General features: G+C 43.8%; 22 protein-coding genes. 19 read left to right on the top strand and 3 right to left on the bottom strand.

The window, feature by feature from the left end; all coding sequences use genetic code 11:
* Positions 1-35: 35 nt before the first annotated feature.
* Positions 36-1,178 carry a family 8 glycosyl hydrolase gene (locus MHH93_RS03350; RefSeq protein WP_500052787.1) on the bottom strand — a complete coding sequence of 381 codons (1,143 nt, stop codon included), beginning with the start codon at positions 1,176-1,178 and terminating at the stop codon, positions 36-38.
* A gap of 290 nt (positions 1,179-1,468) precedes the next feature.
* On the opposite strand from MHH93_RS03350, the gene MHH93_RS03345 reads away from it, so the two are divergent.
* From MHH93_RS03345 to MHH93_RS03285, 13 genes are all read left to right on the top strand, one after another.
* Complete coding sequence (locus MHH93_RS03345; protein WP_500052786.1) at positions 1,469-2,752, top strand: SGNH/GDSL hydrolase family protein; 1,284 nt, start codon at positions 1,469-1,471, stop codon at positions 2,750-2,752.
* A 41-nt stretch (positions 2,753-2,793) separates the two neighbouring features.
* Positions 2,794-3,567 carry an alpha/beta hydrolase gene (locus tag MHH93_RS03340; RefSeq protein ID WP_500052785.1) on the top strand — a complete coding sequence of 258 codons (774 nt, stop codon included), beginning with the start codon at positions 2,794-2,796 and terminating at the stop codon, positions 3,565-3,567.
* 72 nt (positions 3,568-3,639) lie between these two features.
* Positions 3,640-4,275, top strand: coding sequence for an endo-1,4-beta-xylanase XynA (gene xynA / locus MHH93_RS03335; protein WP_500052784.1), 636 nt, complete (start codon positions 3,640-3,642; stop codon positions 4,273-4,275).
* Positions 4,276-4,408: 133 nt separating this feature from the next.
* Complete coding sequence (locus tag MHH93_RS03330; RefSeq protein WP_500052783.1) at positions 4,409-5,248, top strand: formylglycine-generating enzyme family protein; 840 nt, start codon at positions 4,409-4,411, stop codon at positions 5,246-5,248.
* A 347-nt stretch (positions 5,249-5,595) separates the two neighbouring features.
* A complete protein-coding gene (locus MHH93_RS03325; protein WP_500052782.1) occupies positions 5,596-6,711 on the top strand; it encodes a response regulator transcription factor in 1,116 nt (371 codons plus the stop codon).
* Positions 6,712-6,715: 4 nt separating this feature from the next.
* Entirely contained in the window at positions 6,716-8,497 is a 1,782-nt protein-coding gene (locus MHH93_RS03320) for a sensor histidine kinase (protein WP_500052781.1), read from the top strand.
* A gap of 13 nt (positions 8,498-8,510) precedes the next feature.
* On the top strand, positions 8,511-10,052 hold the full coding sequence (locus tag MHH93_RS03315) for a response regulator transcription factor (protein ID WP_500052780.1): 1,542 nt from the start codon (positions 8,511-8,513) through the stop codon (positions 10,050-10,052).
* A gap of 138 nt (positions 10,053-10,190) precedes the next feature.
* The gene (locus MHH93_RS03310) at positions 10,191-11,846 is read left to right on the top strand and encodes an ABC transporter substrate-binding protein (RefSeq protein ID WP_500052779.1); all 1,656 of its coding nucleotides are present in this window, start codon (positions 10,191-10,193) and stop codon (positions 11,844-11,846) included.
* Between the two features lie 175 nt (positions 11,847-12,021).
* Entirely contained in the window at positions 12,022-12,924 is a 903-nt protein-coding gene (locus MHH93_RS03305; RefSeq protein ID WP_500053312.1) for an ABC transporter permease, read from the top strand.
* 12 nt (positions 12,925-12,936) lie between these two features.
* A complete protein-coding gene (locus tag MHH93_RS03300) occupies positions 12,937-13,839 on the top strand; it encodes a carbohydrate ABC transporter permease (protein WP_278295159.1) in 903 nt (300 codons plus the stop codon).
* Between the two features lie 283 nt (positions 13,840-14,122).
* Positions 14,123-14,497 (top strand): response regulator transcription factor, encoded by a 375-nt coding sequence (locus MHH93_RS03295; protein WP_500052778.1) that lies wholly within the window; start codon positions 14,123-14,125, stop codon positions 14,495-14,497.
* Complete coding sequence (locus MHH93_RS03290) at positions 14,487-15,122, top strand: chemotaxis protein CheC (protein ID WP_500052777.1); 636 nt, start codon at positions 14,487-14,489, stop codon at positions 15,120-15,122. Before MHH93_RS03295 ends, MHH93_RS03290 begins: the two co-directional genes overlap by 11 nt.
* On the top strand, positions 15,115-16,077 hold the full coding sequence (locus MHH93_RS03285) for a diguanylate cyclase domain-containing protein (RefSeq protein WP_500052776.1): 963 nt from the start codon (positions 15,115-15,117) through the stop codon (positions 16,075-16,077). The genes MHH93_RS03290 and MHH93_RS03285 overlap by 8 nt, the downstream gene beginning before the upstream one ends.
* Before the next feature lie 191 nt (positions 16,078-16,268).
* On the opposite strand, the gene MHH93_RS03280 is transcribed toward MHH93_RS03285, so the two are convergent.
* Positions 16,269-18,797, bottom strand: coding sequence for a tetratricopeptide repeat protein (locus tag MHH93_RS03280; RefSeq protein WP_500052775.1), 2,529 nt, complete (start codon positions 18,795-18,797; stop codon positions 16,269-16,271).
* Between the two features lie 133 nt (positions 18,798-18,930).
* Here MHH93_RS03280 and MHH93_RS03275 point away from each other — a divergent pair, with 133 nt between their 5' ends.
* The 3 genes from MHH93_RS03275 to MHH93_RS03265 all read left to right on the top strand — a co-directional run bounded on the left by MHH93_RS03275 (position 18,931) and on the right by MHH93_RS03265 (position 20,871).
* Positions 18,931-19,314, top strand: coding sequence for a tautomerase family protein (locus MHH93_RS03275; protein WP_500052774.1), 384 nt, complete (start codon positions 18,931-18,933; stop codon positions 19,312-19,314).
* 46 nt (positions 19,315-19,360) lie between these two features.
* Complete coding sequence (locus tag MHH93_RS03270; protein WP_500052773.1) at positions 19,361-19,996, top strand: FMN-dependent NADH-azoreductase; 636 nt, start codon at positions 19,361-19,363, stop codon at positions 19,994-19,996.
* A gap of 239 nt (positions 19,997-20,235) precedes the next feature.
* Positions 20,236-20,871 carry a metal-dependent hydrolase gene (locus MHH93_RS03265; protein ID WP_500052772.1) on the top strand — a complete coding sequence of 212 codons (636 nt, stop codon included), beginning with the start codon at positions 20,236-20,238 and terminating at the stop codon, positions 20,869-20,871.
* A 202-nt stretch (positions 20,872-21,073) separates the two neighbouring features.
* On the opposite strand, the gene MHH93_RS03260 is transcribed toward MHH93_RS03265, so the two are convergent.
* Positions 21,074-21,433: a winged helix-turn-helix transcriptional regulator gene (locus MHH93_RS03260; RefSeq protein ID WP_500052771.1), complete on the bottom strand. Its 360-nt coding sequence runs from the start codon at positions 21,431-21,433 to the stop codon at positions 21,074-21,076.
* 291 nt (positions 21,434-21,724) lie between these two features.
* Here MHH93_RS03260 and MHH93_RS03255 point away from each other — a divergent pair, with 291 nt between their 5' ends.
* Genes MHH93_RS03255 through nfsA form a run of 3 tightly spaced genes read left to right on the top strand, consistent with a single transcriptional unit; the run spans position 21,725 to position 24,949 of the window.
* Complete coding sequence (locus MHH93_RS03255) at positions 21,725-22,828, top strand: Gfo/Idh/MocA family protein (RefSeq protein WP_500052770.1); 1,104 nt, start codon at positions 21,725-21,727, stop codon at positions 22,826-22,828.
* Positions 22,829-22,848: 20 nt separating this feature from the next.
* A complete protein-coding gene (locus MHH93_RS03250) occupies positions 22,849-24,195 on the top strand; it encodes an NtaA/DmoA family FMN-dependent monooxygenase (RefSeq protein ID WP_500052769.1) in 1,347 nt (448 codons plus the stop codon).
* Between the two features lie 13 nt (positions 24,196-24,208).
* Complete coding sequence (gene nfsA, locus MHH93_RS03245; RefSeq protein ID WP_500052768.1) at positions 24,209-24,949, top strand: oxygen-insensitive NADPH nitroreductase; 741 nt, start codon at positions 24,209-24,211, stop codon at positions 24,947-24,949.
* Positions 24,950-25,028: the final 79 nt, after the last annotated feature.

Below are 25,028 nucleotides of genomic sequence, written 5' to 3'. Positions count from 1 at the left end.
TTAGCAGGACAGGTACAATGGCTCGTGGCATCTGCTTAGTACATGCGATATCTTCCACTTAGGGCCAGCATGCTGAAAAAATACAGGCAATTGTCGTAATAACGTCGTTCTCCCTGACGTAGAGGTGTGTTCCAAAACTTGCGAACAAATGAGTCAGCATGTGGACCGTCTGCAGCCAGTGAAGCCATGGCATTGGTGACCAGTAAACCAACAGGATGCAGTGCAGGTTCGTCAAAAGCTTCTCCATCTATGGTATAACGACGATAATCGGAAACTTCGATATCACTGAAGAAGGACTGAATCCGATTGGATTGTTCGATCTGCCATGGATCCTTGCGGAACCATTCCCAGTCCAGCGCTATATTCGCGGCGACACGGTAAGCATCACTGTAAAAATGTCTGAAATCACCATGTGGCTGTATTGGAGTGGGAGAGCCATCATAGTTCGCATATTCAGGTGATAGTCCAGTTACGGGATGACAGGCTGTATGCAGGTAAGCCCGACTAGCGGCCGCCGCTTCTTTCCAAAAAGTCTGATCTTCTTCATCCGCATATTTCGCGAACAGTTCATAAAAGTGAGGAAGATGGTAGGACGGGTCGCTGAACGGTGTTTCTGGAATGAACTTGATCAGTTTTGTATCCGGGTCCCACATGGGGTCACCTACGCCGTCTTCGCCCTGATGTATACATGCACGAAGGATTTTGCGGGCTTGTGTCTTGTAATCATAAGGTCCAGCACCATCGCCCCAGCGGTTGGAGGCAAAAAAAAGCGCCATGGCAAAAAACTCTTCACCATCAGGAGCAGGTCCTTGCGAGAGCCGGGTACCGTCAGGCTTGCAATGCCAAGCGAAGTAATCTTTGTATCGACCCTCGGTATGCTGCATAAACGTGTGAGAGAAATTCCATAGTCGATCAAATTCTTCTTTCTTATCCATCTGAACAGCCATCATCATCCCATAAGACATTCCCTCGGAACGAACATCGAGATTACCGGTGTCCAGCATATATCCCTTGTCCTCACCCATGGGGTAATATATTCGAGTATTTTCTTCGCCATAGAACAGCTCGTTCCATGTTTCTTCCAATCTGGTCGTAATCTCATTCTCATCGTAGCCTAGCTTCAGAAACAGATTCTGATAAGTGCCCGTATCCAACGCGCCTTGACCCGTGATATTCATGCATTTCCTCCTTTATCAATGCGGTTTTTCAAAATTATAACATGGAAATAGTATACAAATTAAAGCGTTTACACGAAAAATTATAGGTGTTCTGATCTGCAAGTGATTGTACTCAAATTAAAATGATATAGTGGTTGAAATCCTATACTTTGTCAGGTTGTTGTAAAATTATGTAAGATATACACTTTGGGAGAAGGATCACATCTTATCCAATCATAGTACAAGCTGTGATCCTTTAAATGCTGTTTGAAGATGACCAGAATCTAGCCGGAAGGATGTGATGGTGATTTATGCTCCAGGATTCAGAAGATGCAGGTGAAAACACCGAATTCACTGCACCGCGCGATCCAGTCGGAGTGACAGCGTCAGCAGTCAAACCCGCAATTGACTTTGGATCACATGGATATCGCGATATGATTGGCCGGTCTCTTCTGAACAAAGGGAACAATGTCAGATTAAAACGAGCCATTGAGAAGGCAAAAAACGGCGAACCTGTTGTTATTGCTTATATTGGAGGCTCCATTACTCAAGGTGCTGGTGCAATACCTATTCATCTCCAAAGTTATGCTTATCGGTCGTATGAGTCATTTAAATTTATGTTTGCGCTTTCAAAAGATAGTCCGATTCAGCTGATTAAAGCAGGTGTGGGAGGTACTCCATCGGAATTGGGGATTGTACGTTATGATCGTGATGTATTAAGGGGAGGTACGGTTAAGCCGGATATCGTCGTAATCGAATTCGCAGTTAATGACGCAGATGATGAAACCCAAGGTAAATGTTACGAGAGTCTGGTGCTCAAAGCACTTGCTGCCGATAACAAGCCAGCAGTCATCTTGTTATTCAGTGTATTTGAAAATGACTGGAATCTACAGGATCGTCTCGCCCCGGTTGGCTGGCATTATGATCTGCCCATGGTAAGTGTGAAAGATGCTGTCGTTGATCAGTTCAACAAGACAAAAAGTGAGGGCAACATTATTTCCAAAGAGCAATTTTTCCATGATATATATCATCCCACTAACACAGGACATCGGATTATGGCCGATAGTTTGGAATATTTGTTCGACGTGACGAATCGTTCTGAGTGGGATGAGAAAGATCATGATATTGAAAAGGCTCCGCTAATTGGAAATGAATTTGTTCATGTGAAGCTGTTGGATCGAAAAAATGGCAATACCATTGCCCGTATCGATGCAGGCTCGTTTTGCAAAACGGATACGGATCTGCAGATGGCTGAGATGGATGCTCATAACTATGGTACACCCCAGTTCCCCAACAACTGGATGCGTACAGGAGAGGGAATTGAGGCTCAAAGCAGCTTTAAAATAAGTTTGCAGTGCAGTCGCCTCATTCTGATCTTCAAGGATTCTGGTAACGACGAATTCGGAACTGCACATATCAAGGTAGATGGGGTATTCGTCCAAAAAGTCGATCCGCGTAAAATCAACTGGACCCATTGCCATGCCACTCTTCTGCTTAACGAGGAACATGTTGGGGAGCACTCCATCGAGATCGAAATGGCGGAAGGTCATGAACATAAATGTTTCACCATTCTGGGGTTTGGCTATGTGGATTAACCGAAAACGGATAGTCATTCATATGTTCGGAGGAAAAGAGAATGAAATTGATCTCATCAGCAGTAATGGGATATGACCAATATCGAGAGAATATACCACGTGGAGTCATGGAGACAATAGAGTATGCTTCCAAGACGGTTGGCAATTCCCGTAAAGCGATGGTGTATACCCCACCAGAATTTTCTTCGACAACGATGTATCCTGTACTTTTTCTATTGCATGGTATTGGTGGAGACGAGTCTGAATGGCATACTCATGGTTCTCCGCAAATTATTCTTGATAATCTGTACAACGATAACTTGCTTGAGCCAATGGTTATTGTTTTCCCTAATGGTCGCGCAATGTTGAATGACAGGGCCGAAGGGGACTTGTTTGAACCTGAGAAAATCAAAGCATTTGAACGATTTGAATCCGATCTGCTTCACGATTTGATCCCTTACATGGAGTCGAACTATCCTGTTCATACAAGCCGGGATAAAAGGGCGATTGCTGGTTTATCCATGGGCGGAGGTCAATCCTTAAATATCGGATTAAGTAATCTGGATCATTTTGCATGGATCGGCGCTTTCTCCGCAGCCCCGAACACCAGAGAGCCGGAGCTACTTGTCACCGATGTTACGAAAGCGCATTCACTGATCTCACTGTTGTGGATTTCTTGCGGTGAGCAGGACAATCTTATTGAGATTAGTCGCGGGGTTCACCGATATTTGGCGCAACAGGGAGTACCTCACATCTGGCATGAAGAAAGTGGGGGACATGATTGGCCCGTGTGGAAGAACGATCTGTATCTGTTCACGCAACGTTTATTCAAGTGAGTTTGCTGACGAACATTCTTATCGGATTGTAGCATCAACCAAATCTATTAAAATATCAGGAGGTATTATTCTATGTTCAAATTCGGTAAAAAATTAATGACTGTTGTCCTTGCAGCTTCCATGAGTTTTGGTGTCTTCGCAGCTACATCCAGCGCTGCAACAGATTATTGGCAGAATTGGACAGATGGTGGAGGAACGGTCAACGCCGTTAACGGATCAGGCGGAAATTACAGCGTGAGTTGGCAAAATACCGGGAACTTTGTTGTCGGGAAAGGGTGGACATATGGCACACCTAATCGGGTAGTCAATTACAATGCTGGTGTGTTCGCTCCTTCAGGTAACGGGTATCTCACCTTCTATGGTTGGACTAGAAACGCTCTGATTGAATATTACGTGGTGGATAGCTGGGGAACGTATCGCCCGACCGGAACGTATAAGGGCTCGATGACTAGTGACGGTGGCACGTATGACATCTATACAACGATGAGATACAATGCACCTTCCATCGATGGTACTCAAACTTTCCCTCAGTATTGGAGTGTTAGACAGTCCAAGAGACCGACAGGTGTCAATTCTACCATTACGTTCAGCAATCATGTGAATGCGTGGGCGAGCAAAGGGATGTACCTTGGAAATAGTTGGTCTTATCAAGTGATGGCAACAGAGGGTTATCAAAGTAGCGGAAACGCAAACGTGACGGTTTGGTAAAAATGATGTAATGCAGTTCAACGTCTGCACCTGCATTTGAATTCAAATTTTCGGCAACGTTGAGGATCGTTATTCACCAGACTAACGGACCTCGACGTTGCCGGATTTAAGCTTAGCAAAGGAGATTAATTGAATGAGGAAGCTGATATGGTTAACTTTAATCGCAATACTTGTTAGTCTAAGTGCTTGTTCAGCGAGTGATTCTGAATTAAACGATGGCTTGATATTTGTCGAAGGGGGAGCCTTCAAGAGCAGTAAGTCGAGTCAGCATGATAAAAGTGAAACGCTGGATTCTTTCTATATCGGCAAATACGAAGTGACTCAAAAAGAATGGATGGAAATTATGGGGGAAAACCCCTCTGGCTTTAAGGGAGATGACCTTCCCGTTGAAATGGTCAGCTGGTATGACGCAGTGGAATACTGTAATCAAAAAAGTATAAAAGAAAACCTGAAACCTTATTACAATATAGACAAGGACAACCAGGACACGAATAATCACAATGAAAACGACAATATAAAATGGAATGTAACCATTAACGAGGATGCCAACGGTTACCGTTTACCCACAGAGGCAGAATGGGAATACGCTGCAAGCGGAGGCCAGAAGAGCTTGAATTACACCTACAGTGGAAGTGATAATCCTGATGAAGTTGCTTGGTACTGGAAAAATGCTGGCGACAACATTCTGACAGGTGACTGGAGCTGGCCCGCTATTGAGAGCAATCGTAATCAAACCCAAAAAGTCGGAACTCAGAAGGCAAATGAGTTAGGTATCTATGATATGTCTGGAAATGTGAGAGAATGGTGCTGGGAGTGGTACAGCGATTCGGAGGGACCCAATCAAACTTGGCGAGTTGTGAAAGGCGGAGGCTGGATGGGCGGTGTCAATAACAACGAAATATCATTCCAAGGCAAATTTGATGCAAATGGTTTTGGTCCCGATCAAGGATTCCGTATCGCACGTGGAGAATGAAAATCCTTTTCCTGACCGTAGATTACTACTGAGCTAAACCTATACTTTGTCGGGTGAAAACCTATAGTTTAACAGGTTGTTGTACCAAAATGTAAGCGTTACACTTGAATTGTTATCTGGCGCTTCGCTACAACCGGAGCGTTCTAATCGTACGGTCTGATGAAACTATTTTCTTTTTAATTGATCAATGATGATGAAACTGGTGGAAAATTTGTTCTCCAAGTTGTGCGAGCAGACAACAATCCTGCTGTTGTTCTGCTGTTTAGCATTTTCGCAACAACTGGAATCTACCCATAGATATAGATAAAATACATGCTGCTGATCACGGACAAAAGAGAGGTGAGCTAATGTACAAGGTCATTGTCGCGGATGATGAACCCTTTATGCTAGAAGGATGGAGAACGATGATTGACTGGCGAGCTTGTGGATATGAACTCTGCGGAACAGCAACGGATGGGGAAGAAGCACTTGCTTTATTCAACGCTGTCAAACCGGATCTTGTCGTCACTGATATTCAAATGCCTGTTATGGATGGTCTCGGTTTGATTCACACGTTGCGAGAAGATCTCGCTTATACCTCTAAAATTGTTATCGTTACAGGATACTCCGATTTTAACTATGCCAAGCAAGCGATACGGTATCAAGTCGATCAGTATGTGCTCAAACCTCTTGTTCCCGAGGAAATTCATCATATCCTTATGGAAATGATTGACCCTCTGGACAAACGCAGAAATGAGCATAAACAGCAGAATGGAATCAAAGTTACAGATGAAGCCCATGAAAATCATCTTGTTGAATACCTAATAAGCGAAGAATATGATTTAGAGCAAATGATGAACATCTCCAAAGAGATCTTGGGCTTGATTGAAGCAGGAAACACGAGTTCCATCGATCATGCTGTGAGTGCATTACTAGAGAAGAGTGAGAAAGCAGAAATTTCGCTCGAATGGATACATCATGTCATCCGTTATATCCATGGGGAGTTGCTACGGAAATATGGTAAAAGAGAGGCGTGCACAGAAATACTATGTGAAAAAGAATGGCACGAGGCTGCGACTTGGTCTTCTGGCACATTGCAAGACCTATGCGTTCGACTGTCCGAGCAACTGTCCCAATCTGAATTGAAGCAGAAGTCGGGGACAGGAGGGCTTGTTGCAGAAGCAGTGAATGAATTGAAGCAACACTACCGAAGTAAAATTAAATTACAGGATGTAGCTAATCGTATTCACGTGAATTCTGCCTACCTGGGTCAACAGTTCAAGCGGGAGATGGGAGTCAGTTTCAGTGACTATGTGCACCAGCTTCGTGTTGAGGAAGCTCGTAAACTCTTGCGACGTACCAATATGAAGATCACTGACATTGCATTCAGGCTAGGATATCATGATGCTGAATATTTCACCCAAAAATTCAGAGCGCACACAGGGGAGCTCCCATCCGTCTATAAAAACAAAAACCAAGGGTGATCATATGCGTCATAAATTCTGGATGTTCCGTAAGGTTAATGATATTCCTCTCCGATCCAAATTTCTGCTTATTTATGTACTTAGTATTCTCCTTCCTGTAATAACGATTAATATCTTCTTCTACCAACGAACCTCTGCGGATATCAAGATTAGAGAACAGGAAAATCTGCGTAAATCCATCGACAGGGCTGCGGGGGAACTGCTGGGAATGATTGATGAGAGCGTTGCTCTGAGCCGAATTATTGCCGCAGACGATTCGCTCTACGAGGCAATGGATCGGACCTATCGTTCCCCCGTCGATTATTACAGCGTGTACCATGCATTTCTGCGAGATAAATTAACGAGGTATATGTCAGCGAATATACTGGAGGTGCGTATCTATACAGATAACGATACCATCCAGACGGGCAGTCATTATATCGTGATGAAAGACAAGAATGTACTTCCTGGATTGAAACAGTTGAAATCCACCAGTGGAGGCATTCTTGTTGTTGATTATATTGAACCCTCCGGATTTAACGCGGGAAGACGGATCAGTGTGATTGGCAAAATGGATACGTATACTTCCTATGCCAATTACAATAAGTATTCCAAGATTGATCTGGAACTTAGCCGGGTGTATAGCATCTTAAATCGGGAATCAGACAGTCTTCAGTTGCGTCTGGTAGACAGCAACAATCGAACTGTCGTTTCAAGTGGAGAATTCAGCGAAACCGACGTATCCAACCCGGATAACGATTCAATAGTCGAGGAAACTGGCAATTCTGCTTATACACTCGAAAAGTCGTTGGGGAATCTAGCCTACCTCAAGGGTTGGAAGTTGATAGGGGTTGCCGATACGCGTCACCTTGACCACCTGCTGCGAGAAGCCTTTAAATCTATTCTGGGGTTACTCGCGATTAGTATCGTGGTCCCCTCTGTGTTGATCTACATTATTTTGCGCTCCTACCACTATCGGATTCGCAAACTATCAAGACATATGGAGAAGGTTCGCAATGAACGATTCGATCTAATTGAAATTCAGGAAGGCCGCGACGAAATTGGCGGGCTTATTCGTACATTTAACATGATGATTGGTAAAATTCATACGCTGATTAATGATGTATATAAACTCGAAATCCGTCAAAAAGATTTGGAGTTGGACCAAGTAAGGACCGAATTGTCGATGCTTCAGAGTCAGATGAATCCCCATTTTTTATTTAACACTTTGAATGCCTTACTGGTCGTTAGTACGAAGAATGGGTATACGGAAGTCGTCGAGATTATTAAAAGTCTGTCCATGTTAATGAGACAATTGCTCAGTCATTCTGACAATCTGATTCCTTTGCAAGAAGAGCTGCAATTTACGAATCTGTATCTCCAGATTGAGAAGTTTCGCTTTGGAGAGCTGTTTGATTACACCTTCGAGGTTGATCCTGATGCTGCTTCGTTGCTCATTCCCCGAATGAGTATTCAACCACTCGTTGAGAATGCATGCAAACACGGCTTACAGGCGCGAAAAAATGGAAGACAGATCAAAGTAACGGCGAGACGAAACGCTTCTGAACTGGTTATCCAGGTGATTGATAATGGAATCGGTATGGATGCAGGTAGACTAACCGAGCTCCTGAGAGATATTCGTTCTGAAAGACCCAGGAACGGCGAGCATGTAGGACTTCGCAATGTTTACCGCAGGTTGGAGCTCTTTTATGAAGGAAATGCGATATTTGATCTAAGCAGTGTACCCGGAAAGGAAACCATTGCAGGATACCGTATACCGATCTCCAGGATGGAACAGAGGAAATAGGAGGTAGACTCTCATGTACAAAGTACTGTTAGTTGATGATGAACCTTATGCGATTGAAGGGTTACAGCTTCTGATCAATTGGGAAAAGCATGGTTTTGAAATCAGGGGTGTGTGCGCCAATGGTGAGGAAGCCATCCGTATGATACAAGAAGATCGACCTGATCTCGTGGTGACAGACATCCGGATGCCTGTCATGAATGGGCTGGAACTTGTAGAAGAAGCGCGTCGATTGGAGCATGAATCTGTCCTGTTCGTTATCACGAGTGGATACAGTGATTTTAATTATGCCAGACAAGCTATTCGATTAGGTGTCTCCAATTATCTAACCAAACCCGTTGACAGTGCAGAAGCAGAGGATATGTTGGTCCGTCTCCGGGTGCAATTGAAGGAGCGTGAAGACTCGGAGCGCAATCGGGAACATGCCAATGAGCAAAGAATCAAAGCATTTTTGTCTGCACTGATTAACGATAAGCAGAATGTATCGAAGCAGGAGATGTCAGAGATCCTTTCTCATTTGAACAAGTCCCATTGGGCATACCTGCGGATAGCTTTTCAGGGAGATATTCAGGAAGCCTGTACAGTAGCGGAGCATATGGCTGACGTAACAACTTGTTGTTACTTGATTGACAGAACAAGAGACTCCTTGGGACTTGTATGGGGAGAGCGAGCGAATGATGGAAGCGGGACATCTGAATCCATTAAGGCTTTTGCCCAGCGTTTGATGAGAAATATGCAATATATCGGCTGTGAAGATATTCATATCGCGGTTGGAATGACGGTCAACCAACTGGAGCATTTATCTGAATCTTTCCGCTCTGCTCAGGAAGTTGGGCGTTATTTGTTTTTTAATCAAGAGCGCCTTTTGATTGCCGAAGAAATTCAGTTGGAGAATTGGAAGTTTGATCCAGAAACACTGTCAGAGGTGGATCATATTAGTGAATTGCTTGAAAACGGTTCTGTAGAAGAACTCTCCATTTCCATTCGCAGTGCCTTTGAACTGTTCATAGAGATGAAGGCTGCGCCAGAGATTGTACATATTTTCTCTACCCACATTATATTCCGTGGACTCTCCCTGTGTAGAGAATTAGGAGGAGAACCCAATGCACTAATGAACGAATTGGCGAGCGGAATACTGGAGAAAGGCCATCGAAATGTAGAAAAGGTAGCTAACAATCTGGAGCATTTCTGTCTGCAATGCAAGTCAGAACTGGCTATTTTCCGGGAAAGGCAGCTTGGAGGCATTCAGGCAATGGTAGCTGAATATGTGCAGATGCATTACAGAGAGACATTTACGATCCAGGAGCTTGCAGAACGATTCTACGTGAACCCAGTCCATTTGGGGCAATCCTTTTTGCGAAAGTACGGCAAGGGTGTGATCGAGGTAGTACATGATCTGCGAATGGAAGAAGCGAAGCGTCTGCTTCAGGAGACGAATCAAACATCAAGTGCGATTGCAGAGCAGGTAGGGTACCGCAGTTACCAGCATTTTCTCAGACACTTCGAAAAACGTACAGCGATGAAACCATTAGAATACAGGCAAAAGTATGCGAATTGATCTCTGAAAATAAGAACTCCTCCTGAATAAGACCTGAAATTACAGGGGGGTGGACCTTAAATATATATATTTTGTAACCGCATACATTTATTCATACTAAAAACAGTAAGACATACCACTTCCAAGGAGGGCAAGTACATGGGGGGACTGAAAAAAAAGAAGCTTTGGGGTTCCGTATCACTCGTTCTGGCTTTGAGTTTGGCACTTGCAGGATGCAGCGGTGACAATGAGAAAGCGACTACAAAGGACGGGAAAGAGGTACTGAACATCACGGCCTTTATCGGAACGCCAAATCAGGCGCCAGCTAAAGACAACCGAATCTACAAGAAAATTCAAGATGAACTTGGCGTCAATCTGGAGATGGAATTTCTGGTGGGTGATCTTCAACAGAAGCTCGGCGTTATGATTGCCGGTGGCGATTTCCCTGACTTGATCACAGCAGATACCAAATTGGTCTCAGCTGGAGCAGTTATTCCGCTCGAAGATCTGATCGAGGAGCATGCACCCAATCTGAAGAAACATTTTGCTAAAGACTGGAATCGGATGAAAGACTCCAGTGACGGGCATATTTACTGGTTGCCTAACTATGGAGTGTACACAGGGGAGTTCATTAGTAACTACTATTCTGGTCCTGCATTCTGGATCCAAAAATCCATCCTGAAGGATGCCGGGTACCCGACTCCTAAAACGTTGGATGATTTCACAAAGTTGGTTCGTGACTATGCAGCCAAGAATCCGACTATTGATGGACAACCGACGATTGGCTTTACTACACTGGCTTCTGACTGGCGGACGTTCCCTTTGCTTAATCCACCAGAACATCTTACGGGTCACCCTAATGATGGGGGCGTAGTCGTGGATGAGAATGGAGTGGCAAGTGTTTTTGCCGACAAGGATATCTCCAAACGGTATTATAAGGAACTAAACAATATGTATAATGAGGGATTGCTTGATAAAGAAGCCTTCGTTCAGAACTATGATCAATATCTGGCCAAAATTTCTTCGGGACGTGTGCTTAGTATGTTCGACCAGCACTGGAATTTCCAGGCCGGGGAAGACCCACTCGTAGCACAGGGCAAGATTGGTCAGACATACGTAGGCTTCCCGCTAGTCTATGATACAAGTATCACAGATCATTATCTGGATCGCCCGGTTATCAACTTGAACAATGGTTTTGGTATCAGTAAAGATGCGGAAGATCCTGTTGCACTTATCAAATTCCTCGATAAGCTCATGAGCGAAGAGTATCAGAAGCTCTTGTCATGGGGAGAAGAGGGTGTAGATTATCAGGTGAATGAAGAGGGAAGATTCTATCGTACGCCAGAGCAACGGAAAGAGCAGGATGATCCGGCATGGAGACTGATTAACAAAGCAGAAGGTTTCTACGCTGCTGCACCGAAGCTCGAAGGAACATTTGAAGATGGCAATGCGATTGGAGCAATCAACCAGCCTGAGGAATTCTATGACAACCTTAAACCGGAAGATAAAGAACTTTTGGATGCTTATGGCTTCAAAACGTGGAGTGACTTCTTCTCCCCTGCACCAGAGAATCCAGTGTACTATCCGGCATGGCAGGTCGATCTGAAAGAAGGCTCTGATGCTGCGGTAGCGAACAAGCAAATGACAGACACTTCATTGAAATTCTTGCCTAAGGCGATCATGTCAAAACCAAATGAGTTCGATAATATTTGGAATGAATATGTAGACGCTTACAAGAAAATCGATGTCAAATCCTATGAAGACCGTATTAATGAACAACTGAAATGGAGAATCGAGAACTGGTCTGTTAAATAAAAAAATGCGGCAATGATTCTCTCGGAAGGTATCAACCAGAGCATTGCTCAGGCGAGTGCCTTCCGGGAAAATCATGCATAAAGTCGCTGCAAGCCAATAGGAGGAGTGAAAGATGGCGAACACGCCTGGAGCCATACCAGAGCAAACTGCCCGTACAGTCGTTACCAAAACACCAATGTTAAAACGGTTGCGCGGACAAAGACAACTGATGTTCATGTCATTGCCCATCGTTGCGTACATTCTCGTATTCTCGTATTACCCCATCTGGGGCTGGGTTATGGCCTTTCAGAATTACAGTCCTGCCAAGAGTTTCTCCCAGCAGGAGTGGGTCGGGCTCAAACACTTCAAGTTTTTACTAACAGACGATGCATTTCTTAACGTTTTACGTAATACCATTGCGATGAGCGTAATCAATATGGTACTCGGATTTGCGACAGCAATTATATTTGCCATTTTACTTAATGAGATTAAGCATAAGTTATATAAACGAACCATTCAAACGATATCGTATTTACCTCACTTTCTCTCATGGATCATTGTAACAGGCATCGTAGCAAGTTCACTATCTGTTGATGGTGGAATTGTCAATGTGGTACTCATGAAGCTGAATATCATTCAAGAACCTATCATGTGGCTTAGCGTTCCGGAATACTTCTGGGGCATTGTAGGTGCATCCCATGTATGGAAAGAAGTAGGCTGGAATGCCATTATTTATTTGGCGGCCATCACGTCGATCGATCCTTCCCTTTATGAAGCGGCAGAGATTGATGGGGCGAATCGATATAAGAAAATGCTGTATGTGACCTTACCCGGAATCAAATCCATTGTTATCATTTTGCTGATCATGAATATGGGCTGGATTTTGGAAGCTGGATTCGAAGTTCAGTATCTGTTAGGTAATGGTGTGGTTGTCGACTGGTCACAGACGATAGATATATTTGTCTTGAAATACGGACTACAGATCGGGAATTACTCTTTGGCTACTGCGGCAGGTATTTTCAAGACAGTAGTTAGTATCACGCTGATCTTTGCAGCGAATTCTATTTCCAAACGGCTCGGGGAAGACCGATTAATATAAGGGGGACTAGAGATGGGAATCAATAAATCTCGGCTTGAACCGATTGTCTTCCATACGTTAAATGGTATACTGATGATCGCAATCGCGATTGTTACCCTGTATCCGTTTGTGAATACACTCGCCGTATCGTTCAATGCCGGTAATGACACCATCCGGGGCGGGATTTATCTGTGGCCTCGGGTATGGACAGATCAAAACTACAGAGCAGTATTTGCAGGAGGGACCATCTTCAGCGCCTTTGGTATATCTGTGGCGAGAACGGTTTTGGGGACAGTCTTAAGTCTATTCTTAACCTCCATGCTGGCTTACACACTAAGCCGAAAAGATTATATATTACGAAAGCCCATTACCATTGTCGTTGTTCTTACGATGTATTTTAGTGCAGGACTTATTCCAACGTACTTCTTAATGAAAGATTTACATTTGTTAAACAACTTCCTGGTGTACATTATTCCTGGGTTGATCAGTGCCTTCAATATGATTGTTATTCGTACCTATATCCAGACACTACCCGAGGGACTGATCGAATCGGCCAAAATTGATGGTGCTGGAGATTTCAGAACGTTCATGTCCATTATTCTACCGCTCTGCCAACCGGTACTGGCTACTGTTGCATTGTTCATTGCAGTCGGCCAATGGAACTCATGGTTTGATACGTTTCTGTATGCATCATCCAAACAAAACCTGAGCACGCTGCAATATGAGTTGATGAAACTATTATCATCTTCCATGAATTCCAACAGCAGTGCAGCCGTGGCCAATGGCGCAGATCTTGGCGCTGCACGTAACATGGTCACTCCTGTATCCATTCGGGCTGCCATTACGATTGTAGCCGCATTGCCCATCTTGGTCGTATATCCATTCTTGCAGAAGTATTTCGTTCATGGCTTGCAGCTTGGAGGGGTAAAAGAGTAAAATTAATGCAGTTCCGGATAACCGATCAAAAACGGTCACTAGGGTGACCGTTTTTTCATGTTTTCAATCGGCGGGTTAGAGTATGTCAATTGCACACAAATCTAATTTATTCAATAATGTTGTTGACAATCAAATTAAAGTTAATATAATTTATATATTTACTCGATTCATCAGTCAGTCTCTTTTCAGGGTGCCACTTCGCGCGAAAGCCCTCTATCAAGAACTGTCCACAGCGCCTGACATCCCGAGCTATTACCATTTTATCAAGGAGACTGAAGAGAAAATGAAAGTATTAATTGTGGAAGACTCCATTTTCGTACAGAAATTGCTTACAAAACTGATTATTGATCATATTCCAGGGTGCGAGATTCAGATTGCTAACAATGGAGAGCAAGGATACAACTTATTCACGGAATTCCAACCTGATCTTATCACTACAGACCTACTGATGCCTGGTTTGAACGGACAAGAAATGCTTCGAATGATTCGGGAAACGGATAGTCATGTCAAAATTATTATCTTATCTGCAGATATTCAGAAGACAACTAGGGATGAAGTTGAATTGCTGGGGATTTCTGGTTTTCTGAATAAACCGTTAACCGCAGAGAAGGCAACTACGATGATTCAACTCATTCAGGCGGCCTATCATGCTGAATGATTTACAGAAGGATCTGCTGACTGAACTTGTGAACGTTTACGTGGGACAAGCGGCGAACATGTTGTCGGAGATTGTAGATAAGCGTATCGTATTAAGTATTCCTGAAGTAGAACTCATCTCCATATCCGATGTAGACCCTGGAGATCGGAGATATAACATTTTCTTTAGTGAAGGTCACCTGTTCAGATCCTCCTTACAGTTTGGATACGAATTTCAGGGGAAAGCATTCTTAATGTTTCCTGTTGAACAGGCTAAAGTATTGGCGAACATCTGTCTCGGAGAACTGGGGGAGAGCGTTATACCGGACGATCCGAACCTGATGGACACGGATTTGGACGTTTTGAAGGAAGTTAGCAATGTCCTGCTTAACGCCATTATTGGAGAATTCGGAAATTTCCTGGAGATCAAACTGGAATACGTTCTGCCTGATATTGAACTGATCTATGTCACCAATTCCGATCAACAAATTTTGCTTCAGAATGAAGTCTATGTACTGGTTTTACATACCTCGTTTTTACTTGCCGATACGGATGTGAAAGGTATCATTGTCATAGCATTAAGTATGAATTCCATATCCAGCTTGCTGGCCAAAATGGATGCTATGTTGGAGGCGGACCATGGATAATCTCATTTCGCAAGCCTTGAACAAAGCCCATATGGGAATCATGATCGTGGACAGGCACTTGGAAGTTGTTGTGTGGAACGGCTGGTTGGAACGCCTTACAGGCAAAAATAAAGAAGAAGTAGTTGGCTTGAATCTGCTTGAAGTATGCCCAAGGTTTAAGTCGAATGTATATTTAAATATTTTGCAAAATGCGCTATATCATGGTCAAAGCAGATTTTGCTCAAGCGCTCTACATAAGGCCTTTATTCTTCCAAAGGAAGGCGAGGATGAACATTTATTAAGACAAAACATGAATGTGGACCCGCTCTATTTGGAAGATCGCAGTTATGCCCTCATTCAAATTAGTGATATGACAAACATGAATACAAGGGTATATAAACTTAAAAACCTGATTAAGGAGCTGGAGACGGAATACACCAAAATCAAAATCTCCGAGAAGATCAGCAAACATTTATCTTTGCATGATCCACTTACAGGTCTGCCTAATCGTCTTGCTTATAATGACCGCCTTGCCTGGGCGATCAGTAATGCTCAAAGAAACCATAGTAAACTTGCCGTCATGTTTGTGGATGCGGATGGGTTTAAACAAGTGAATGACACGTATGGACACCATGTTGGTGATCAAGTGCTGCTGGAAATGGCAAAGCGATTAAGCGAAACGATTCCAAGTACGGACACTGTAGCAAGGCTTGGCGGAGACGAATTCATCATTTTAAGCCACCTGCAAGATGAAGGCGATGCTGAAGTCATTGCCAAAAGATTGGAAGCTGCATTCAGTACCCATTTCAAAATTGCCGGAAATTATATCAATCTTTCGATGAGTATTGGTATCAGCCTGTTTCCCAAGCATGGACAGGAGCCTTCCGAACTTCTCAGACAAGCGGATGGAGCCATGTACAAGATTAAAAAGAATGGCAAGAATGGTTATGGAATCTATGTACCTGAACATGCTTAAGAAATCTAAAAATGTATTTTAATAAAGTTGCTACCGTAGCAACTTTATTTGTCTATACAACTAACATAAGAAAAAATACTTTTTTTCATAAAGAAAGAGCGCCTTGTCCTTTGTATTTTCAAGGACAGGCGCTTTAATTTATTGTGGAATTCAATAAAATTCTGGTAACAAATGTTTCAAGTGAATATTTTCTAAACTTCTAGTGCATACGCAAGAGCTTGAGATCGAGTCATCTCTTTGCCTTTGCTCCACCATCCATGCAATTCCTGCTCTGTGAACACACGCTGTAGATTAAGAAGGGCCTCCGCATGCTCCGTGGGAAAATTAGGTGTGGCCTCCCCGGTATAACTTTGTCTCCCTTTCTCAGCAGCTCCGAGAAGGATTGTAGCTTCGAAAAAGGCATTGTTGGCACATAATGCAATGCCCAATCCTTCTATACCACGAGAAAGAACCCATGAGCCCCTGTAGATCTGGCTTGCGGCGATGCATTTTTTGAAATACTCGATAGAGATATTAAGCTCTCCAAGTTTAAAGGCGGAGTACCCCAGACACTCGTAAGGGCCAGAGACTTCCCATTGGTCTTGAATTGATTCGAAGAGTTGCACACTCTCTTTCAAGAGTAACGATGCTTCGTAATATTGCTTTTGCTCTAAACGGAGCTTGCCGTAGGCGTGTAAGGATGATGCGAGATTCCAAGCATCGTCCGTGGTTCTCGCCATATCAACACTCTGATTTACCAACGTCTCCGCTTCCTCCAGGCGTTTCAGTTTGATGTGGAGAAACGCAAGCAGTCGAAGAGAGGAGGCAAGTAGAGAATTCTCCTGCAGAACGCGAGCAAGTTCTACGCTACGCGCTGCCGCATCCAATGCACCTTCCGTATTACCCTGGATAAATTGAATAACACCTTGTCCGTGCAAGGCTTTGGCAGAATCAGCGTTTGTCCACTCTTCAAGTGCATCACTCTTCAGGAAACGATCAAGCCAAAAAAGGCCTTCCTTCAGTCTACCTTCGTGAAGCCAGAACCAATAGAGATGTGAGACCATATGTAGCCCGAACGGATGGGTCTGGGTATTCTGATATGACCATTGGAGAGCAGAGCGCAGATTGGTATATTCCCGTCTTACTTCTTCAATACAAGCTTCTCGCTTACGAGTTCTGAACTTAGGTTCCTCACGGAGCAAACATTGACTATAATACCGAGCATGTCGCTCCAGGAGCGCTTGACGCTTGCATTCTTCAGATTCTTCACGCAGCTTGCCGTCAGCATATTCTTTGATCGCTTCCAATAAGAAATACCGGACGAAGCCATAGTCTTCAGCAATCTCATTGGAAACGAGTGATTTGTTGACAAGACCGGACAACAGATCGAGCATATCTTCCGGTGAGATTCGATCTTCCCGATCAGGCATCCCGGGCTCACAGACACAGATTTTCTCGGCCGCTTCCAATGTAAATCCTCCTGCAATTACACTAAGTCGTCTCAGCAAAAGTTGTTCTTTGCCTGTAAGCAGATTGTAGCTCCAGTCGATTGTGGATTTCAGCGTCTGCTGCCGCGGTGCAGCCGTCCGTTTGCCAGCAGTTAACAACGTCAACAGATTAGACAGACGTTCCTCGATCTGTTCCAGTGTCAGCATATTCATCCGGGCAACCGCAAGCTCAATAGCTAATGGGATTCCCTCCACCTTTTTGCAAATGGAACAGATAAGTCTTAGATTGGGCAAGGTAGGTTGAAACTGGGGAGCAGCAATACGCGCCCGCTCCAGAAACAGTTGCACCGCTTCAAAATCCAGAATCTCTTGTTCGGAGAGAGCATTTAGCGAATCATCGTCCGAAGGGAAGGATAGCGGAGGAATTCGGTAAACGGACTCTCCCGAAATATTAAGTGGTTCTCGGCTGGTAGCAAGAATGGTTAATCCCGGTGCTCCTGTCAAAAGAGATTCGGCCATTACTGCAACGGAATCAATAATATGTTCGCAGTTATCGAAAATAAATAACATTTTTTGATCAGCTATCGAGTCATGCACGATTTTTAGATCGGTTTGGTTTGCATGGTTATGCAGTCCCAGTGTGGATAAGAGCAACTGTCCCAAGTCATGTGGCTCGTTGATATTACCAAATTCAAACATCCATATCCCGTGCGGAAATACTTTCACAAGTGTTGAAGCCACTTCAACCGCAAGGGACGTTTTGCCGATTCCTCCGGGACCAACGATTGAGACCAGGGAGTAAATGTGCAAGCGTTCTGCCAGATCCGCCCTGGATTGATACCGTCCAACGAAAACTGAAGGGGGCTTCGGTAATCGATATGCTGCTGTGATTGAAGTTGCTTTCTTGGCCCGGGGTAACTCCGTATCCAATCCTTCCAATATCACCAATGTTTCGAACCAGTCAGCATCAAAGTCTGGAAACTCCCGATGAGTCGCTGAACGTGCTTCTGAAAAGCGTTTAACAGCATACCAGAACTCCTCCGCCTCCTGACGAGGGTTGCCTTCCAGAAAAAGTCCTTCTTCCCAAAATACCTGAATTATACGCTTGAGATTCCCTACACCCGGAAGGCGATCACCGTTTTCCCATTGTTGCACCGTCCGCGGGTCAACGCCGACACGTTTAGCCAAATCTACTTGACGCATCCGTTTGGACGGACCCTGTCTCGCCGGTCTGGAGCGAATTTTTTTAACCCATTCATGAGGACAATCTTTCGAAAATTTTCCGTCTTCCATATGTAATCACCTGAATTTCATAGTTTGAGCTACTGTAACACGAACAAACACGAACTCATATACATTCGTGTTCTGGATTCTAGCAGATAAAATAAAGCATATCAACAAGAAACATAACAAGGAGGTAACGGACATGCCATTAACACGCATCGTTACATTGAAAGGTCGCTCAAGCGAAGAGAAAGCCCAAATTGGTGAAGTTGTTTTGCAAACGATCGTGGACAAACTGCACGTACCTGCAAACGATCGTTTTCTGATCATTGAAGAACTGGATCGTGAAAATTTCAGCTTTGATCCGAATTGCCTCGATATCGAAAGAAGTGACGGTTTTCTCATTATTCAAATTACATTGAACGCCGGTCGTTCTGACGAAGTGAAGAAAGAGTTCTATGCGTCACTTGCCGAGCAGCTGAATCAGAAGAGCGGCATCCGCAAAGAGGATGTATTCATTAATCTGATTGAAGTCACCAAAGAAAACTGGTCATACGGCAACGGTCTCGCACCGTTCATCGCTTAAATACAAGACTTACCAAAATTCGTAACATCGAGAGGAAGAATTAATCATGTCGACACTTCTATATATTACAGCTCACCCAGGTAACTCGGAAGCATCTTACAGCCTTTCCGTCGGAGAACATTTTGTACAAGCTTACCAAGAAAGCAACCCGGAAGACAAGGTAGTGCATGTCGATCTGTATCAACGTGACATTCCACAGATTGATGCGGATGTATTTAGCGCTTGGAGTGTCCTGCAAACCGGTGGTTCGTTTGATCAATTGACAGCTGTCCAACAACAAAAGATTACCCAATTGAATGATTTGCTGGAAGAATTCGTAGCAGCAGATAAATATGTGTTCGTCACTCCAATGTGGAACTTCTCATATCCTCCTGTAGTGAAAGCCTACATCGATTCCTTTTGTGTAAGAGCAAAAACATTCAAATACACCGAAAATGGTCCTGTAGGCTTGCTTGAAAACAAAAAAGCATTCCATATCCAGGCTACGGGCGGTGTTTACTCCGAGGGTCCTGTAGCAGATCGTGAGCATGCCAGCCGTCACTTGAAAACCGTTCTGAACTTCGTAGGTATCAATGACTTCAACAACCTGTTCATTGAAGGGATCTCTACAGCTGGAGACCGTGCTCCACAGATCAAAGCGGATGCAATTGAAAAAGCACGGAACGTAGCTCAAAACTTCTAAGAATCGAATTAAATTCATGTAGCGTAAGCTGCACTATATATACCCATCAAATGTTTGCTGGATTAACAGCTTTTGATGGGTATACTTATGACTTTTCATCTGTTGAGCAGCCGTCACCTAGAAGGAGGGACAGAGGGGCTTTCATTTGGACAACTGGCAATATCGTCGCAGTTGTCTGTTACATTACGTTGATCACGAGAAATATGGAAAAATCCAGACATTAAAAGGAGGAAATATGAATGAAGGTATCTTATCATGGACATTCCGTTGTGAAAATAGAGTCACACGGCAAGACCATTCTGATTGATCCGTTTATTACCGGCAACTCAAACACGGACCTGAATGCAGCTACTGTACAAGTGGATGTAATCCTGTTAACCCATGGACATGGGGATCATTTAGGGGACACGGTTGACATTGCAAAGCGCAACGATGCATTGGTGATTGCGTCTCCAGAACTTGCTGACATGTTAAGTTGGGAGGGCGTTCGAACCCATCCGATGAGCATTGGCGGAGCATATACATTTGATTTTGGAAAAGTGAAAATAACTCAAGCTTTTCATAGTTCAAGTTATGTTAATCTGGAGACCCAAACGATTATTTATACCGGAATGCCTACCGGAATTCTGTTCACAGCTGAAGGCAAAACGATATATCATGCAGGGGATACAGGATTATTTTACGATATGAAAGTGATTGGAGAACGTAACGATATTGATCTGGCTTTTCTACCGATTGGAGATAATCATACGATGGGGCCAGAAGACGCTGCACTTGCGTCAGATTGGCTTCAAGCGAAACAAGTTGTGCCGATTCACTTCAATACGTTCCCGTTTATTAAGCAAGATCCACGGACCTTTGTCTCACTCCTCTAGATCGGGGTGGGCAAGGTACTAGAATCGGGCGAAGGAATTGAACTTTAATTCTAAGTTCTTATGTTTTGTAACCCGACGAACATATAATAAAAAGCCGTTTTATAGCGGCTTTTTTGGTTTTTAATTGATTAGTAGAAGTCGGAAAAAGACGATAGTCAGAACCAATAATATTGATGAATACGGTGGATGTTGACGTTGTATTCTAAGCTTGTGTTGTCACACCGTATGCTCTACCGTAGTCCGCCATCTTTTCAAGGATCGGTAGTAACTTTATTCCCTTGTCTGTTAACGAATACTCAACTCGCGGAGGAACTTCCGGATAGACATCACGTTGAATAACGCCATCATTCTCCAACTCTTTAAGCTGCTTCGTGAGAGAGCCTTGAGATAGATCCCCAAGGAATTTTTTGATATCCGTATAACGACGTGTTTCATCTTTTAGGTACCATAAGATAAAATATTTCCAACGTCCAGAAAGAACATTCTGAGTAAACGCTATGGCGTACATGTCACCTTTTCCATTGATAAACTCTTGATCAAATCCATCATTGCATACTCTCATTGCTATCACTCCTAATCCAAAGGTACAAAAAGATGTACTATGTTCACTTAAATTGCCCTCTTTGCAAACGAAACAAATACATCTAAGATGATGTCAACACCACAACAATTTTAGTTTACCGCAAATCTGAAAGAATAATAATGATGTTTCGGCTGTATAGTTAGCAAGCTAAATAAATATATCATAGAAAGGAGTGACTGATAAGGGGATGCAGCAAGTAGAAGGAAATAGGGATGGAGATAAACCGATATTCGACCATAACATAAATTGTAACAAGGGGATGTTTTACCAATGAGTAAAAAAATTCGTACAGGTATTATAGGAGGCTCAATGAATAATGGCTGGGCAAGTGGCACACATATTCCAGCTATTGAGCACCTGGATGAGTATGAGCTTACCGCGGTGGGGACAAGTAATATGGCGAGTGCGAAAAAAAGCGCAGAAGCTTTTCGCGCAGATCACGGCTTTGATAACATCGAGGAATTGGCTCATCATACTGATGTTGATATGGTAGTTATTAGTATTAACGTCAAGGAACATTATAACGCCGTTAAAGCCGTCGTGCCTGCTGGCAAACCAATCTATTGTGAATGGCCCTTGGGTTCTAATACAGAGGAAGCGCTCGAAATGCAGGAATGGGCATCCTCTGCCCAATTACCTAATGCGATTGGACTTCAGGCCAGACAAGCACCAGCTGTTCAATATGTAAAAGAATTATTGACAGAAGGTTATGTGGGTAAAGTGTTATCTGCCAATTTGATGATCTCCATTGATGGCATGGGTGGTGTTGGTGACAAGTCGAGTGCGTACTTGTTCGACCGAAACGTTGGTGGGAATTTGCTGACCATTGTAGGGGGACATAATCTGGACGCCTTCACTTACATGCTTGGGGACTTTACAGAATTGTCTGCCACCACAGCTCAACAGTTTTCAGAAGTTGAATTGGTAGATATTCAGAAAGTCATCAAGAAAACAACGGATGATCAGATCATGATTACAGGAAAATTGACTAATGGGGCAGCAGCCAATGTTCATATTCAAGGGGGAGTCAAACACCAGACAGGACTCATACTTGAAATTTTCGGAGACAATGGCACAATCGTTCTGAGGGCCCCTGCATCCATTCAATTAGGATCACATCAACTACTCGGTGCAGGATCTACGGATAACGAGCTTCGTGAACTAACCATTCCCGATGCCTATTACTCGGGTCCACAATCTTTATATAACGATTCTGGATTTGTGCTGAACATGGCTCAGGCTTATCGTAAGTTCGCCCAAGATATTCAAGAAGACACTACCTTAGCACCTACTTTCGCGGATGCGGTGAAACTTCATCAGTTACTGGATACCGTCGAGAAATCAGCCCAGACCGGTCAACGACAATATCTATAATCTTCAAGGAGAAAAACGTTATGAAAAAAAGAAGTGTAATGCAACTGGCTTTACAGATGGTTTCGGGTTATGGAGCCGAATTTAGCGCATGGAGGATGCCTGGCACGGATCCTGCAGCTTACACCAATATGGATAGTTATGTAGAACGGGCTAAATTAGCTGAACAAGGAAAATTTCAAATGATTTTCATCGCTGACACTCCAGGTTTATCCAATAATTTGGACCTTCAGACGCCTATGTTCCCTATGGACCCCATGTTGGCACTGATGGCAGTAGCAAGAGAGACACAACACATCGGGCTTGTTGCTACCCTCTCTACAACATTTAATTATCCCTACAACATTGCACGTCAGTTTAAAGCTTTGGATGTTATCAGTCATGGACGTGTGGGATGGAATGCGGTTACCACCTCCGACCCCCTAGCGGCGGCTAATTTCGGTGCCCGGGTTGAAAATCGCCAAGAACGCTATGACAAGGCACATGAAAGCATACAAATTGTTCAGGCCTTGTGGGGGAGTTGGGAACAAGACGCTTGGACGTTAGATGTAGAAGGAGGGAAATTTGCGGATATGCATAAAATCCAGCCTATTAACCTTAAAGGTCAATATTATGCATCTCGTGGTCCTTTGCCGATTCCTCCATCCGAACAAGGGCAGCCAGTAATTTTCCAGGCAGGGGGAGGAGGTGAAGGATTAGAATTAGCTGGGAAATATGCATCGGGAGTGTACACCAATCCTTATGATATTACGTCTGCCCGTGAACACAGACAAGCCATAAGGCAAAGTGCTGCCCGTTTTGGTCGAAACCCCGATGATATCAAAATGTTTGCAGGTTTTATGTTTTCTCTGGCTTCAACGGAGGAAGAAGCTTTGGATCGTCGGAAACAGCTTATGAGCTTCAATCCCCAGGAAATCCCCAGCAGGGTAAGTTACCTCGGCTCCATGGTTGGTTTGCCCTTATCGGTAAACTCCGTAGATATAGATCAACCTTTAGCGGCTGACTTGTTGAAAAACGCATATGCCAACCCCATGGACCCACGTTCTCCAAGAGCCTTAAAGTTATTGAAAGAAGGACTCTCTGTAAGGGATGTTCTCGCTCACGGGGTCATCAACTATCATCCGGTCGTTGCAGGCACACCGACACAGGTTGCTGACTTCTTGGAAGAATGGTTTCTGGCTGAAGCCTGTGACGGATTCTCAGTCGTGCCCGATGTATCCTTTGATGGCGTTGCAGATTTTGTGAATCAGGTAGTTCCTATCTTGCAGGAACGCGGTTTATTCCATAAGGAATATGAAGGAAAAACACTACGCGAGAATATGGGCGTTCCTTACGAATACGGATTGCAAGAACATGGAATCAACGAATAAAGGAGAGTTTTTAATGAATAACACACTCGAATTGCTTCATAACCATACATCGTATCGTTCTTACACATCTCAACCCCTAACTGAGGAACAAATAGATGCAATATTTCAGGCAGCGAATCAAACTTCATCGTTCAGTCTTCTTCAGGCGGTATCCATTATTCGCATCACAGATCCAGTTCTTCGAAAAAAAGTCAGACATCTCGGTGTCGATCAACCCTATATTGAAGAATCGGCAGAATTCTGGGTCTTCTGTGCTGATTTCAACCGAAATCATGAGATCGCTCCGGATGTGGATATTGAATATATTGAATTTCTGTTAATTGGTTCATTCGATGCTGGCCTAATGGCACAAAATGCGTTAACCGCGGCTGAATCGCTGGGACTTGGCGGAGTGTTCATCGGTGGGGTCAGAGCTAATATTAGCGAACTTTCTGACGTATTGAATTTACCTAAATATGTTATCCCTCTGGTGGGATTATGTATCGGTAACCCAGCTGGAGATAAGCCGGAACTGAAACCTCGACTCCCTCAATCCATGGTATTGCTTGATAATCAATACCAAGCAATGGATCAAGAGAAATTGGCAATCTATGATGAGACCATGCTAAAGTATTATGAAAATCGTCCGACGAGAGCTCCTTTCACCGTAAAAAAAGTAAAAGGATGGAGTGACCATATCCAGGATCACCTCGAGAGAAGTATTCAACCGCAAATGATGGCCTATTTGAACAAGCAAGGTTTTGCCAAAAAATAAGGACTAAACCTATCTATAGGGTGAAACTTGGATAGGAAAAGGCCCTTAAAGACGACACTAAGGTGAATTGACACCTGTA

This window comes from Priestia sp. FSL H7-0729, assembly GCF_038005685.1.
Classification (GTDB): Bacteria; Bacillota; Bacilli; order Paenibacillales; family Paenibacillaceae; genus Paenibacillus.
The sequence above is the reverse complement of the archived record's forward strand: the minus strand, read 5'-3'. Positions and strand labels throughout refer to the sequence as shown.